The 13,498-nt window shown below is 61.1% G+C and carries 12 protein-coding genes and 6 pseudogenes; 6 read left to right on the top strand and 12 right to left on the bottom strand.

All coding sequences use genetic code 11. The features are described from left to right. Positions 1–109: pseudogene (locus AF337_RS41970) on the top strand (transposase); the annotation flags it as partial. On the opposite strand, the gene AF337_RS10965 reads toward AF337_RS41970, so the two are convergent. From AF337_RS10965 to AF337_RS40140, 4 genes are all read right to left on the bottom strand, one after another. After that, positions 60–380 (bottom strand): hypothetical protein, encoded by a 321-nt coding sequence (locus AF337_RS10965; protein ID WP_008534157.1) that lies wholly within the window; start codon positions 378–380, stop codon positions 60–62. The pseudogene AF337_RS41970 and the gene AF337_RS10965 sit on opposite strands and share 50 nt — an antisense overlap. Before the next feature lie 321 nt (positions 381–701). Continuing rightward, positions 702–845, bottom strand: coding sequence for a hypothetical protein (locus AF337_RS43615; RefSeq protein ID WP_016737394.1), 144 nt, complete (start codon positions 843–845; stop codon positions 702–704). Between the two features lie 39 nt (positions 846–884). Then, on the bottom strand, positions 885–1,142 hold the full coding sequence (locus AF337_RS10960; protein ID WP_029875514.1) for a BON domain-containing protein: 258 nt from the start codon (positions 1,140–1,142) through the stop codon (positions 885–887). Positions 1,143–1,296: 154 nt separating this feature from the next. Further along, a complete protein-coding gene (locus tag AF337_RS40140; RefSeq protein ID WP_008534154.1) occupies positions 1,297–1,506 on the bottom strand; it encodes a CBS domain-containing protein in 210 nt (69 codons plus the stop codon). A 270-nt stretch (positions 1,507–1,776) separates the two neighbouring features. On the opposite strand from AF337_RS40140, the gene AF337_RS10950 reads away from it, so the two are divergent. After that, the gene (locus tag AF337_RS10950; protein WP_008534153.1) at positions 1,777–2,829 is read left to right on the top strand and encodes a type III polyketide synthase; all 1,053 of its coding nucleotides are present in this window, start codon (positions 1,777–1,779) and stop codon (positions 2,827–2,829) included. 220 nt (positions 2,830–3,049) lie between these two features. Here AF337_RS10950 and AF337_RS43225 read toward each other — a convergent pair. Beyond that, a pseudogene (locus tag AF337_RS43225) lies at positions 3,050–3,196 on the bottom strand (phosphoketolase family protein); the annotation flags it as partial. Between the two features lie 937 nt (positions 3,197–4,133). Between AF337_RS43225 and AF337_RS10945 the strand changes: the two are divergent. Next, positions 4,134–4,841, top strand: a complete 708-nt coding sequence (locus AF337_RS10945; RefSeq protein ID WP_237350502.1) for a response regulator — start codon at positions 4,134–4,136, stop codon at positions 4,839–4,841. On the opposite strand, the gene AF337_RS10940 is transcribed toward AF337_RS10945, so the two are convergent. The 3 genes and pseudogenes from AF337_RS10940 to AF337_RS10930 all read right to left on the bottom strand — a co-directional run. Further along, positions 4,807–5,454, bottom strand: coding sequence for a BON domain-containing protein (locus tag AF337_RS10940; RefSeq protein WP_012489422.1), 648 nt, complete (start codon positions 5,452–5,454; stop codon positions 4,807–4,809). The genes AF337_RS10945 and AF337_RS10940 overlap by 35 nt on opposite strands. Before the next feature lie 123 nt (positions 5,455–5,577). Next, on the bottom strand, positions 5,578–6,933 hold the full coding sequence (locus AF337_RS10935; RefSeq protein WP_049732213.1) for a trypsin-like peptidase domain-containing protein: 1,356 nt from the start codon (positions 6,931–6,933) through the stop codon (positions 5,578–5,580). 108 nt (positions 6,934–7,041) lie between these two features. Further along, a pseudogene (locus AF337_RS10930) lies at positions 7,042–7,925 on the bottom strand (zinc-binding alcohol dehydrogenase family protein); the annotation flags it as partial. A 136-nt stretch (positions 7,926–8,061) separates the two neighbouring features. Here AF337_RS10930 and AF337_RS10925 point away from each other — a divergent pair. Then, the gene (locus AF337_RS10925; RefSeq protein WP_029875516.1) at positions 8,062–8,361 is read left to right on the top strand and encodes a hypothetical protein; all 300 of its coding nucleotides are present in this window, start codon (positions 8,062–8,064) and stop codon (positions 8,359–8,361) included. A 163-nt stretch (positions 8,362–8,524) separates the two neighbouring features. Beyond that, a complete protein-coding gene (locus AF337_RS46260) occupies positions 8,525–8,764 on the top strand; it encodes a universal stress protein (protein WP_335720576.1) in 240 nt (79 codons plus the stop codon). Positions 8,765–9,190: 426 nt separating this feature from the next. Here the strand turns inward: AF337_RS46260 and AF337_RS10910 are convergent. After that, a pseudogene (locus tag AF337_RS10910) lies at positions 9,191–9,646 on the bottom strand (pyridoxamine 5'-phosphate oxidase family protein). 129 nt (positions 9,647–9,775) lie between these two features. Between AF337_RS10910 and AF337_RS10905 the strand changes: the two are divergent. Further along, a complete protein-coding gene (locus AF337_RS10905; RefSeq protein ID WP_012489417.1) occupies positions 9,776–10,594 on the top strand; it encodes a universal stress protein in 819 nt (272 codons plus the stop codon). On the opposite strand, the pseudogene AF337_RS46255 reads toward AF337_RS10905, so the two are convergent. The 3 genes and pseudogenes from AF337_RS46255 to AF337_RS10890 form a co-directional block, all read right to left on the bottom strand. Continuing rightward, positions 10,591–11,510, bottom strand: a pseudogene (locus AF337_RS46255) (HAD-IC family P-type ATPase); the annotation flags it as partial. The gene AF337_RS10905 and the pseudogene AF337_RS46255 overlap by 4 nt on opposite strands. Positions 11,511–11,677: 167 nt before the next feature. Then, positions 11,678–12,772, bottom strand: a complete 1,095-nt coding sequence (locus tag AF337_RS10895) for a nucleotidyltransferase family protein (RefSeq protein WP_012489416.1) — start codon at positions 12,770–12,772, stop codon at positions 11,678–11,680. Between the two features lie 135 nt (positions 12,773–12,907). Continuing rightward, positions 12,908–13,461: pseudogene (locus AF337_RS10890) on the bottom strand (hypothetical protein). Positions 13,462–13,498 lie beyond the last annotated feature (37 nt).

The following is a 13,498-nucleotide window of genomic DNA, read 5'->3' as shown; positions in this document are numbered from 1 at the left end:
GGCCGTTATCCAGGAAGCGTATATCCAGGGAATCTCGACTCGTTCTGTCGACGACTTGGTCAAGGCCATGGGTATGAGCGGCATCTCCAAAAGCCAGGTGAGCAGCCTAACATCGGGACGAACGCAATCTGCGGGGCGAAGGTGGCTGCGACGGCCATCCTCATCAGCGGCTGGAGATAGATCAGATAACCGCCCACGGTGACAAGGATGCCGATCTGGAGTAGCGGCTCGGAGATGCTGGTCCCAACGAAACTGCCCACCGGTTCCGCTTCCGCAAAGACGATCGACAGCTCAACCCCCTCGAGCGTGGATTCCGATGGCGGCGTCTCGGCCCGATGCAGAACGCGCGCCCCGAGCCAAAGCGTGCTTTTTTCGCCCACCCAGCTTCTTTAGAGGTTGGAGGTGAATTTATCGCGCCCTTCAACACTGCGACCGCGAGATAGAGGGAGACGAGAAAGAGAAGAGACCGGTATGACGCTTGCTCGGTCGCCTCATTGACGATCCGGCGCTGGAGTTCGAGAGGCGCCGCGCCGATAACGAAAAGAGCCACGGACAGCCCTGCGACCAACGCCTGATGACGCCTTCCCATCAGCCAGATGAAGCCGAATAGTTCGGAGAGCATCGAATCCGTCGCGCCATTTGCGGGACGCGGCCGGACAATTAAATCCTGGAGGGCCAGATGTTCATCGCGCACTCAGGGGTCAGAGAGAGCGCTCGACGCGCCCGGTTCGGGAGTCGTCGGATGGCCTCACCAGTAGGACGCTCACGACCGTCCCCACCATGAGGATCAGGATGACGAGGAGAAGCCTCGACACGACGGCGTCTGCGATGACCCTGACAAACATGACGGAAACTCCAGGGACGATTTCATAGTTTGAGAGAGCTCACCATGCGGTAGCCAGGGTGATGTTGTTTACCACGCCGCCGACGCCGCGGATGCTTTCCGCCGCCACCCTGGCCGCCGAGCATTCCAGCTCCGTCTCGACCTCTCCCCTCAGGGTCACTGCCCCGTCGGAGACGGTCGCATTGACGATGGGGAACCTTATTTCGAACTCGGTTTCCAGGCGGCCACGAACGGCCGTCCCTAGGGCCTCGTCGCCGGAAGCAGTACACTGCCGTCGAACATCGAGAAGCGCTCGCATCAAGTCGTGACGGCTGATTATGCCGGCGAGTCTGCCGTTCGGTGTTTGATGTCGTGGGCCTGCAGGAGTTCTGCGAGCTGGCTCGCGGTTGCGCTCGGGGCGGCGCTGACGACGGGCGTCGACATCACGTCCTTGACGCGCCAGCTTCGGGCCTTCACATAGTCCGCCAGTGCATCTTCGCGGTCGCGCGTATGCGGTACCGCCCGTCTCGCCCAGGATGACGCCACCCGGCGCAGCAGGTCTCCCCGGTGACGATGCCGGTGAGCCGCCCTTCGCCATCGATGACGGGCACCGCGCCGATCTTGCTGGCGTTGACGATCTCGACGGCTTCCCTGACGTTGTGTCCCTCGTCGAGCGTCGTCACGGGGTCGTCATGATGTCTCTAGCAAGCATCGCGCTGTCTCCTTTTCGATCGGACAATTACGGAGCCAACTTGTTGAGCGCATTGACGTGGATCAAGGCAGACACGAAGCCGCGGGAGGCATTCTTCACGCGTCGTCGTCTCTGAAGCCTTCCGACGAAGTGCGGCGTCAGGCTCGCCCGCATTGCAACTTATTGAGGATCGAGGCGTTACGGTTCGGTCTCGTCCTCGCGCGGCGTACCAAATTCTTCCCGCGCCGTCGCAAGGAGTCTTATGCAGCAACCCGTCAAGCTGGTATCCGTCGGCACCGCCGTTCCGCCACATGTCATCGACCAGCGTGACGCGGCGCGAGCCTCGCACACCGCGTTCTCATCGCGATTTGGCGATTTCGAAAAGCTGGCAAGGGTGTTCGAAACCTCGGGAATTCGGCGCCGCTATGCCGTCCGGCCGATCGAGTGGTATCTCGAGACGTCGGGATGGCCCGAACGAAACCTCGCTCATATCGAGGGCGCGGGTGCAATGTTCGTCGCCGCCGCCAGCAAGGCTCTCGTGTCGGCGGGCATTGCAGCAGGCGATGTCGACACGATCGTAACCGTCTCCTCGACTGGTATTGCGACACCTAGTCTGGAAGCGAGGGTAAGCCGAGAACTGGGCTTCCGGGACGATGTCGAACGGGTTCCCGTGTTTGGCCTCGGCTGTGCCGGCGGAGTCTCTGGGCTTTCAATCGGGTCACGGCTGGCGGCATCCCGGCCAGGCTCAGTCGTGCTGGTGGTCGCCGTCGAGACCTGCACGTTGGCATTTCGCATGGACAAGCTTACGAAGGCGAACATCGTGGCGACCGCCCTCTTCGGCGACGGGGCCGCCGCCTGCGTGGTGCGTGCTAGTGAGACCGGTCTGGCCGAGGTCGAACTTGCAGGCCAGCATACGTGGCCCGACACGCTAGACATCATGGGATGGAGCGTCGATCCGGAGGGTCTGGGCGTGATCTTCGATCGTGCGATACCACCGTTCGCCGAAACTCATGTGCTGAAGGGCGTAACGTCCATACTCGCCCGATCAGATCTTGCTCCTGCCGACGTTGACCGGTTTGCGTGCCACCCCGGTGGATCAAAGGTTATCACCGCCTTGGAATCGGCGCTTAAACTAAGCCAGGGAACCCTCGACCAGGAACGTGAGGTTCTCTCGGACTATGGGAACATGTCCTCGCCAACCGCGCTGTTCGTACTCGAGAAGCTTCTTGCGCAAGGACTACCCAGGAGAACTGTCCTGACGGCGATGGGACCGGGCTTCACCCTTAGCTGCCTCTCGTTGACGGCTGCAGCATGACCCGGCGATCATTCTCCAGGACGTTTTAAGATCGCATCGTTTGCAGAACGAACAGGACTCGAAACAGGTAGCTGACGCTGCAAAGGCTGCGATTGCCGTGGGACACCCCAAGTCGAAGGCGAGGTTGCCACCTCGCACTCGAATCCTTTCTCCTGCGTGCCGGCGTAGCTGCGGCAGTATGGCTGGTGGTAGTCGCTACCCAGTTCGGTCCTCTGTCGCACTAGGAGGAGCGTGCCCAGCGCCAATTCTGGATTTCCGGCAAGTCTTCTCCACGCTCCCGCACGAACGCCCGGTGCTCGGCGAGCTTTGCATGCAAGGCTGCCGTCACATCTGGCACCTTTTCGGCGAGGCCGGGCACGCGCGCGATCGGTCGCGATGTCTATCTGCGTGTATCTGAACCATGCGATCCAGCCATGGCACTGAATGTGCATCGGCAAACAAAAGCGGATTTACAACCAACGTTGTCAGATACGTCTCCCTCAAGCGGCATTGATGTCTCGGGGGCCAGTGTCTCTCGATTACACCTGTCATCGATCGCCGACCTCGGCAGGCCACAAGGAGTGGGAAACTTTGATCTCCTACGCACTTTGCTCATCGCTTCCCATTCCTAGCTGCATTAAAGCGTATCTGGGGCAGAGTGACTTCAAATAGGCGCTTCAGCGGAGTCCACCGACCGAGGCACTGGATGTTCGCAACCAACTGCTGCTTTTCCGGAAGATGATGAGTTAAGGTGGCAGGAAACGGAATAAGACTGGTTGACGAGAAGCCCGGGGAAAGCAACAGAAACTGGTTCGAAAGTTCTTGTTCGTTCATCAGCGCTTTTTGTTGGATTGTGAGAGCACGGATCCTTCCAACTGCTTGGTAGGAGTGCTGTATTTCGTGCTCGATAGAACCTGCGAAGCCTTGTCCTCCATCGCAGCTCCTGTCTGCTTTGAGGTGCCCGCCTGCAAGGGCTCTGTTGCAAGATCGACTCCGACTATGTCGGGATGTACCCCGGCGATCCGCCCCGGCAGCTACGTCCTCATTTCCGTGACCGACACCGGCACCGGAATGACGTCCGATGTGATGGAGAGGGCTTTCGACCGTTCTTCACCGCGAAACCGACGGGCTCGGGAACGGGGCTTGGGCTGAGCATGGTCTACGGTTTCGCAAAGCAATCCGCAGGGCACCTGCAGCTCTACAGCGAACTTGGCGAAAGGGACGACGGTGCGCCTCTTTCTTCCACGCGCCGACGCCGGAAAGGATTCTCATCCGAACGAGCAGCGGGCTGAGGAAGCCCCGCCTCGGGGCACGGAACTATCCTGGTGGTCGAGGACGACGCGAGAGTTCGCCGAGTGACGGTCAGCCGCCTGCAGACGCTTGGCTACTTCGTGATCGAAGCTACGAACGGGATCGACGCGTTGAAGGAGCTGGAGGCGGGGCATGACGTAGCGCTCCTGTTCAGTGATGTGGCCATGCCGGGAATGAACGACGACGAACTGGCCCGGAATGTCCGGGAGCGCTGGCCGAGTGTGAAAATTCTCCTGACGTCGGGCTTTTCTGAACCCCATGCCGCGGACAAGGAGATCGAAGCGGGCGCCGGCTGGCTGAAGAAGCCGTACACTGCATCGGAGATGTCGACCCGTCTCAGGCTGCTGCTCGCCGCGAGGCCTAATAGCGATTCTGCTCGACAGCAGGATTTCAATTTAGAAAAATCAAACCCGAACCTCAATCGCGCTGCCGTTGCGGGGACTCATATCTTTCTTCGCGGAAGATCCCAGCCTACGTCGCCACCCAAGGTCGCTCTCCAAGAACATCAATGGTCGCCTTGTGCTCGCGACGGAGGCTCTGCAACGGGTGGTGCGGAATTTCGTTCCGAAGACGAGATCTGCGCGCAAGTCGATCAAGGAAATTGGGCTCTATGCGAAGGGCGCTCAGCGGCGCCCTTGCTGCTGAGTGTGGGCAGAGCAGTAATGTCTAGCCAATCCCGATATTCGATCACCCGACCGTCAGTCGGTCGTCAAGAGTGCTGATCCCTGGAGCGGACCATGCAGCGCGCTCCGCCGCCTGCCGTTCCGACCAGGTCTTCACCTTGCCGGAGAGGATTACCTTTCTGCCTTGGACGTCGATTCTGATTGCATCGGCCTCAAGAGCGGCGTCGCGCTGGAAAGCATCCTCGATGCGTTTCTTGACATCCACCGCCGTAATATGCGGCTTCAGCTCCACTAGGTTGGACACCCCTACTACGCCGGCGAGATCCCGCACGGCGTCGTAGGCCGCGTTCTTTTGATATTGCCACTCGACCTCTCCCCGCAAGGTGATCCACCCTTTGAGGACCCGCACCTGCACCGAATCCTTTGGCACGGAAACGTTCCAGTCGAGCATTTTGACAGCTCGCCGGGCGATGTCGTCGTCGTCTGTTTCCTTCGGCCCGAAAATCCGGACCTCGATATCGGCAGCTATTCCGCGCACGCCCTTGACGCGACTAACCACGCGCTCTGCGGCTTCTTTCTCCGCGTAGGTGCGCACGTGACCAGTCAGTGTGACGATCCCGCTATCGACCGCGACGCCGATATCAGCCGCGTCGATGCTGGGCTCGAATTCCATTTCGTCGAGAATGTTCTGTCTGAGTTGAATGTCGTTCATGACAACCTCCTTCAGGTTTGCGACGTGCCGATCGTGACAGCGCCGCAGATTTTCGTCGTTGATCTTCATCAAGCACGAGAGCGACCTTGGAATTTCAGCGGACAGAACACGGTCTGCGGGCTGCTACTGGGTCTGCACGTCAGCGGCCACGAAGAGGCGGTGGCCGTTCCTCACGACGGTGATGAGAGCACGGGCATGCTCCTTCACGAGTATTGAGAGGAGTTGCCCGACGTCCGTCACCGGCTGCTGGTCGAGAGCGACGATAACGTCGTCCGGCTGCAGGCCGGCCTGTGCCGCGACCGAACCCTCGGCGACGACGACGACGCGGGCGCCGGGACCATCGGGAGAGTTCGCCATCTCGGCGTCGGCGAGAGGGCCGCGGGCGATATGAATGGTACGCGGAGCAGCCGGTTCGGCAACCGGTGCGTCGGACACCACGGGAAATGCTTCTATCCTTCGGCTCGCGCGGTCGATCTGGAAGGACGGCTTGGACTGCAACGGTAGCGATCCCACAAGCCTTCGAACGTCGGACGCGCCGCGCACCGTCCTTCCGTCGACCATCCGAATGACGTCGCCCGGCTGAATTCCTGCATTTGCCGCCGGCGAACCCGGAAGGACTTCGCTGACCAGCGCGCCCGCCCCTTCATCGACGCCGAACGCCTTTGCGAGACCGGGCGTCAGGTCCTGCGTTAAAATTCCCACCTCGCCGCGTACCAACTTGCCGGTCAGGATGAGCTGCCGCATCACGATGCCGACAGTCTCGGCTGGGACCGCAAAACCGATGCCGATGCTTCCTCCGGCGGGGCCGATGATCGCGCTATTGATCCCGACCACGACGCCGTCCTCGCTTACAAGCGCGCCGCCCGAATTGCCGGGATTGGTCGACGCGTCCGTCTGAATGAATCCTTCGTACCCCTCCGATCCCACGGCACGGCGCCCAAGCGCGCTTACGATGCCCATCGTCGCGGTCTGGCCCAGGCCGAAGGGATTCCCGATCGCCACGACGACGTCGCCGACGTGAAGCGAGGACGCGCTTCCAAACTCGGCTTGAACAAGATGATCAGGTGGAATTTGAACGACAGCGACATCCGTCTCGGGATCGGCGCCGACAAGTTTCGCTTGGAAGCGTCGGCCGTCGGAGAGCGCCACCTCGATTTTTGAGGCGCTTGCTATGACATGCTGGTTGGTGACGATGTAGCCGTGGACCTCGTCGATGACGACACCCGATCCGGCCGATTGGAAGCTGTGCTCTGCCGGCGCAGCGTCGTCAGGTAGTCCGAAGAACTTTCTGTAGAAGGGATCAGCAAGCGTTGCATCCGCGTCGTCGAGTTCCCTGCCCTGCACCGAGATGCTGACGACGCTCGGCACGACACGCTGGAGCATCGGCGCGAGCGACAGGCTGTCTGCAACGGCTGGAGCCGACAATAGGCTCTCACCTGCGATGAAGAGCGCCGCCAAGGCGAGCAACGAACGCGACATCTCTGATCTCCTTGCGGAAGCGCCGCCGGTTGTCGGCGGACGTCTTGACGAAGAAGCTTCCGTGTAGCGCAAGCAAAGCGCATTGATCCTTGTCAAGGGGAACATCGGCTACGGAACGATCACGGCGGCTCCAGAGACACGGCCTGCGCGCAGATCGTCGAGAGCCTCGTTCGCATGCTCGAGGGGGTAGACGCTGGTGAAGCATCTGACCCCTGCCGCCTTCCCGATCGAGAAGAATTCCGCCCCGTCGCTCCGCGTCAGGTTCGCCACCGAGACGACCCGCCGCTCGCCCCAGAGCAGACGATAGGGCATGCTCGGAATGTCTGACATGTCGATGCCGCCGCAGACCACCGTTCCGCCCTCCCGCACCACGTCGAGCGCCATTGGCACGAGCTCGCCGGCCGGCGCGAAGATGATGGCGGCGTCGAGCGGCACCGGCGGCCTTTCACCGGAAAACCCGGCCCAGACGGCGCCAAGATCAAGCGCGAACTTCCGTCCGGCCTCGTCACCGGGACGCACAAACGCATAGACGCTCTGGCCTCGATGCTTGCACACCTGCACGAGGATGTGGGCGGCCGCGCCGAACCCATAGATGCCGATCGTCCTCCCCTCGCCCGCCATCTTCAGGGATCGCCACCCGATGAGGCCCGCGCAGAGAAGAGGCGCGGTCGCCACCGGGTCCGCATCTTCAGGCAGTTCGAACGCGTAGCCCGCCTCGGCCGCCGCATGGGCCGCAAAGCCGCCGTCGATGGTGTACCCGTGAAGCCAGGATCGTTGCACAGGTTCTCGCGACCCTCTCGGCAATATGCGCAGTGCCCGCAGGTGTGGCCCAGCCAAGGTACCCCGACTTTTTGACCGACAAGGCGACGAGGAAGGCCCTCGCCCGTTGCGATCACGGTTCCGACAATCTCATGCCCTGGAACGAGAGGAAGCTTTGGCTGGGAGAGGTCTCCTTCGCAGACGTGAAGGTCCGTCCGGCAGACGCCGCAGGCCACAGTCGTATCGCCACCTTCCCCACCTTGGCTTGATCCCGGTCAAACATCCGGATTGATGCTCGTCAAAAACAAACGCCCGGGGACAGATAGGCTCCTGGACACAGCGCCACGACCTCATCCAAAGGAGACGGACATGCGCGAACAAGAAAAGACCGGCAAGACAGAAACGAACGCTGCCACGACCATTCCTCCCGTCGAGCGAACGTCCGCAGACCTTGTTCTCGGACGTCGGGACGAGGATCGCTGGGAAGTGACGGCGGCGACGCCGCGAGGCCAGGCATGGGCGAGAGATCACTTCTGCTGCGCCCTGCGGCAATCCTTCACGGGCACCATGTGTCTCGACATCATGAGCGCCGATCGGCTTCTCAAGGAAGCGCATGACGACGGACTGACGACCGAGTTCGTTAGCCTGTCTGGCAAGGACATATACTGACTGTTCGCCACGGCGCCATCGGCCGAGGATCCCGGCAACGCATGCTCCACCTCGTCGAAACGGCCCACGCGCAGATCGCGCCCAACGGAAGCCTCCACCTCGTTCACGCGGTGGAGGGCCTGCCCTCGTCGGCCTCGCCGAACGATTGGGCGGTTGAGGTGATGTGAGCCTCCGAGACCAGACTTTCGGAAGGCCCGCGGTCGACCGAGACTCCTGCTTCTATACACGTCCGAGCGGGCAACCCGTCGCAGCTCATCGTCGCCATCGCAAAGGAGATGCCGCCGATCTCGCCGTGATCGCCTCTCGCCGCGACGACGTGCTCGACCGCGTCTTCGCCTCGGTCGTGGACCACGTCGTGCAGCGCGCACCATGCTCCGTGCTCGTCTTGCGAACCATCCGATGAGCCGCGGGCTTCACACGACCGTCTTCGCTTCAGCCTCGTTGGCCTGACCGGCGGCGACGTCGCGACACATTTCGGCGGCGTGCGACAACGTTCGTGACCCGGCCTCACACAGTCGCGCCACCTCTCTAGGATACTCCTCCAGCTCGCCCTCGACATAGTCCGAAAGAACCTCGACCGCATCACCGTGGTCGATACTGCGGGCAAGTCGAGTCAGAAATTCAAAGCATCGAAGCCCTCGCCGGGCGGCGGACGCCGTCAAATCCGCAGTGACCGCGGCCGACCGGCAAAGATCTCGTCTTGAATCAGAGCGCCCGCGCGAAACGCGGGTGCGAGGTGAAATTAGATGTGGCGCTTGGATATAGGCCGCGTAGATATGGCATGTGGTGCTCCGATTGTGGGATGCGGGTTCGGCTCGAGCACCGACGGTCATTCCGTTCTGACTGCACTGCGTCCCGACACGGCCGTGACGGCAATGCCGTAGAAGACATGAGGAGAGCCATCGGGCATGGGGAACTCCTGGGGCTTCATAGAGCCGATTTCCCACCAGTCCGAATACTTTTGGAGAAGACCACGCGTGGAGCCGTTCGCTTTGTCGCGCCTCGCTGTCAGGAAATTCCTCGAACCTGCCTTCGACGACGATGCTCGTCCACCCGCCGGCGCTCGAACGCTGCTCGATGTGTAGGCAGATCTTGTCGTTCCCCGCATCCAGTCGAGCTTCTTGCCGGGCATGGTGAAGCTATAGGCGACGCCGTTGGAAAAGGCGAAATAAATCGCCGCCACGTAGAGCTGCCCATCCTTGCAGCATGCCAGATGACCGAAACGCTCGTTCTCCAGGATGCGGTAGCACTCACCGGGGTTGATCTCCGTCAGATTGATCGTCATGGCCGTGTCCTCCAGCTTCGATGAAGGCGCGATTATAGGAGCTTCATTGCGCCGCGGCCTTGACCAAGCGCAATGCGAACTCTCTCAGCGGCATGCATCATGACGGAAGTTTAACCTCAGGAGGCAAGCATGAAGCCGCAGTTCCATCTCCCGTTGTCGACCTATCCCGACGCGAGTTCCTTCGCCATAATCGATGCTATCGGCCTCGCTAGGCAGAATGACGCCCATCTCGTCGCCAGTATCCCACAAGTCCGGATCCCCCAGGTCCATCCGCCCTTTCCCACCGTTATCGATGTCGAGACATGGCGGGGACAAGCAGAACGGTATAGCCGGGACAGCGGGACTTCGCTGCGGGGACACATCGCCGACGCTATTTCGGAAACTGGCTTCGAGGTGCGAATCCACGGATTCGAGGTCAGGGAACCGTTCGTCTATGAACGCTTTTCTGAAATTGCCAAGTGCTACGACCTTTCCATCGTCGAAGCCTCGGAGCTCTCCCGGCAACTCTCCGAAACGCTGCTATTCGGAAGCGGCCGTCCGCTCGTGCTATTTCCAGCCACCAGCGTCTACTCTCGTGTGGACACGATCGCCGTCGCCTGGGACGGCAGCGCCACCGCAGCGCGCGCCCTTTCCAGCGCACGGGTCTTCATCGAACGCGCGATCAAGGTGCAGGTCATCTCGATCACCGACGACAAGGAGATCGACGAGGCGAACCGCGCCCTCCTGATCTCTTCGTTGAAGCATTCGGGACTCGACGTGGATGACGTATCGATCCAGGCAGGCGGCGAGACCGCGACAGGCGCCATCCAATCGGCCGCGCTGGAACGAAAGGCGGACCTTCTGGTCGCGGGCGGATTTGGCCATTCGCGGCTTCGTGAGTTCATCCTCGGCGGCGTCACTCGAGAACTTCTCGTCAAGGCCGAGCTACTAGTGCTTCTCGCCCATTAGAGGGCGCGAAGGGCGTTTAGAATGACCGCGACGTCGATGGCCTCCTGAAGCAATGCCCCGCCGACTGGCGGAAGGTATTGAAGCCGGTCTTCGAGCGTGATCGTGCCAGCCGGCGTGCCGTCAAACACTACCTTGACACGCATTGCGCTGCCTGACCCGTTAGGCGTCTCCTCCGCCGCCGACGCGCACGCCATCGACGATTCCGGATCCCGCGGTCTCGGTCACCTCCGATGGGCGGCTCACTACCAACCCACGTCTATGCGCCTCGTCCACCAGCGCGCGTCCGACCACATGGCCCGACGCCTGGTCCAGCGAGGCGGCCAGGCGCAGGATCCTGTTAGGATGCTCCGATCCCTCGATGTGGCCGACTTCGGGCTGTCCCGCGGTGAGCGTCCCCGTCTTGTCGAACACCGCCACGGTGGCCTGGACGAGTGCCTCGAGAGGTCCCGCACCCTTCACCAGAACGCCCTCCTACGCAAGTGCGACGGGTACGGCCAGGATCAACGGACAGGGCGTGGCGATGACCAGCACGGCCACGATCCTTGACAGGTCTCCGGACATGAACGCCGAGACGCCTGCAATCGCTACCGTGGCGAACAAGAACCACACCGAGAACCGGTCGGCCAGTCGCATCAGCTTCGCCTTGGAGCGCCTCGATGCTTCCACGAGCCTCACTATTCCGGTATTCCGGCATAGGTGCTGTCTCGGCGCGACTTAGAACGCGGATTTCGATCACGTCCCCCTCGTTCGTAGGGCCACTTGAAATGTTGCCATCCCTCGCGATGCGCACCCTTAAGGGCTCTCCGGTCAGGACCGCCTGGTCGATCGTCGCGACTTCGCTGACGAGAGCCCCGTCGGCCGGTACGACGTCGCCCTTGCGTATCAGGAGCACGTCGCCGACCGCGATCTTCTCGATTGACCCCCTTGCTATGTAGATCAGCGCTTCGCCTGCCCGGCGCTGGCCGGGGCCAGATCTGAGACCGTGCGATGCAGATATTCGGCACAGGACCCCGCAGGACCATATTCATCTTCATTGTCTTCACGACTTCGAATCAAATCAACTGCTTAGCCTTGAAAGACGGCCTATTCTCCAAACGGAAGTTCAATTTCTTCGCCGTTTCTTTTTCCGCCCTCGGTCAGGACCGTGTTGAGCCGCTCGGCATCTTGTGCTGGCAGCATTCCCGCCCCGGTTCGAATACCTTCTCGCCATGTAGGCCCGCGCCTCCATGCTTCGTTGTAGACGAGCGCCAAGTCGGTAGATCGCCTTGTCTGCTGCAGCGCTTCGAAGAGCAGCGCAGCTTGTCGGATGTCCTTCTCACGCTTCGCCGGCCCCTGCCCGTCCGTGTTTCGGCGGCTGGCGACTATTAGCTTGTGGACGGCATACCGGGACGGATCAGGGACGACGACCGGAACACCGCTTCGGTGGAGCAGCATTGTCCTGACGGGTTCCCTTATGAGGAAGTCGAGAAAGCGCAGTGGATCCGCGCTGGCGCCACCAAGAGCGGGCATCTTCGCCGGCTGATCGATGTAGTCATCCGAACCACGGTTCGACGTCAGGAACTCAACCCTGTAGCCGTCGGCATTCTGAAACGCTGACGAGACCGCGGCTCCCGATCGATGTGGAACTGGACGAAAGCTGGCGTCGACGCCCTGCAGCAACTCAAGGATCGGAGGCAGACTATCTTCGACCTCCCGACTGATGGCATAGTCCTGGGCGATGTCAGCATCGCCGGTCAGGATCGCAGCCATGGGAAGACGGACACCGAGCAGTCCTGAATAGCACTGAAAGGCCACCGTGCCTATGAGAATACCCCGGAGCCGAAAGAGACCGCCATCGGCAAGAGCCTCGACGATATCGCCCGACATGGCGTCAGGGGCGATCATCCCGCCTTCGCGGGTCAGGGTATTTACCAAGCGCCTGCGAGCGCGTAGATCGTCCTTGTCCCGCTTATGATCAGCTACGCGCTGTGCGATAACCGGATCATCAGCGGAACCGACGTAACGACGTTTCGTACCACCATGTCCATCCGGGATGTCGAAATACCAGTACTTGCGCCCCTTGATGTTTGCCGGGGTGAACCGACCCTCCGGAGGGAAATCGGCCGTCCAAGCGGCGTCGAGCGAGCGCTGACCGAGCTCAGCGAGCATCGTCTGATACATGAGGTCGATGGACTTCATAGCTCGACTCCAGGGTTATACTGTTTTTCAAAAACAGTATAACGGTCGTGAGGATAGGTCGCAAGATAGGATGCCGCCTCTATCGCCTTGAAAGGACACCTGCAACAAGCTTAAAAGGCAGGCAGCGCGTCACGCTCATCGTTCAAACCGCTCCAGCATTTTTCTCAACTGCGCGTTTTGCAACGTTAGCTTTCTGGCCAGCTGATCCCTGAGCATCCTGATCTCGTCATCGAGGCTCATCCCGTTTGCAGTTTGGATAAATTGGGGATCGTTTGCAATCGCCACCGCTTCCTTGCTGCGGCTCCTTTGCTCGCGCGGTGCGACTCGGCAATTCGCTTGAGCCTAGCGGCATCATTCGCAGCGGTGACGTCGAAACCAGTACCACCTGATATAGCGGGATCAGCGACCTCCACGATTTCGGCAACTTCGCCGTCGACCTTGTCGTGGACATCGCTTTCGGCTTCTTCGGAATGCACAGGCTTGAGGGAAATTGCACCGGGTTGACCGTGACGAGGTAGCTCCGCGCCTGCCGGCCGACCATCGCTATTCAGGCTGTCCTCGGCAGGCGTTTCAGTCGGACCAGAACTAGGCAACGCCTCCGGCGAAACCTTCTCGGTCGAGCCGTTTTTTCGCTTTTGTTCGCGTCCCGGTGAGACCAGTCGGGCAAGAAATTTCCAGGGAGACGCCATCTATCCGACCTCGCGTTTTATCCCGCAAGCAGGCAGT

This window comes from Rhizobium ecuadorense, assembly GCF_001187535.1.
GTDB lineage: Bacteria > Pseudomonadota > Alphaproteobacteria > Rhizobiales > Rhizobiaceae > Rhizobium > Rhizobium ecuadorense.
Note: the sequence above shows the minus strand (reverse complement) of the source record. Positions and strands in the feature narration are given on the sequence as shown.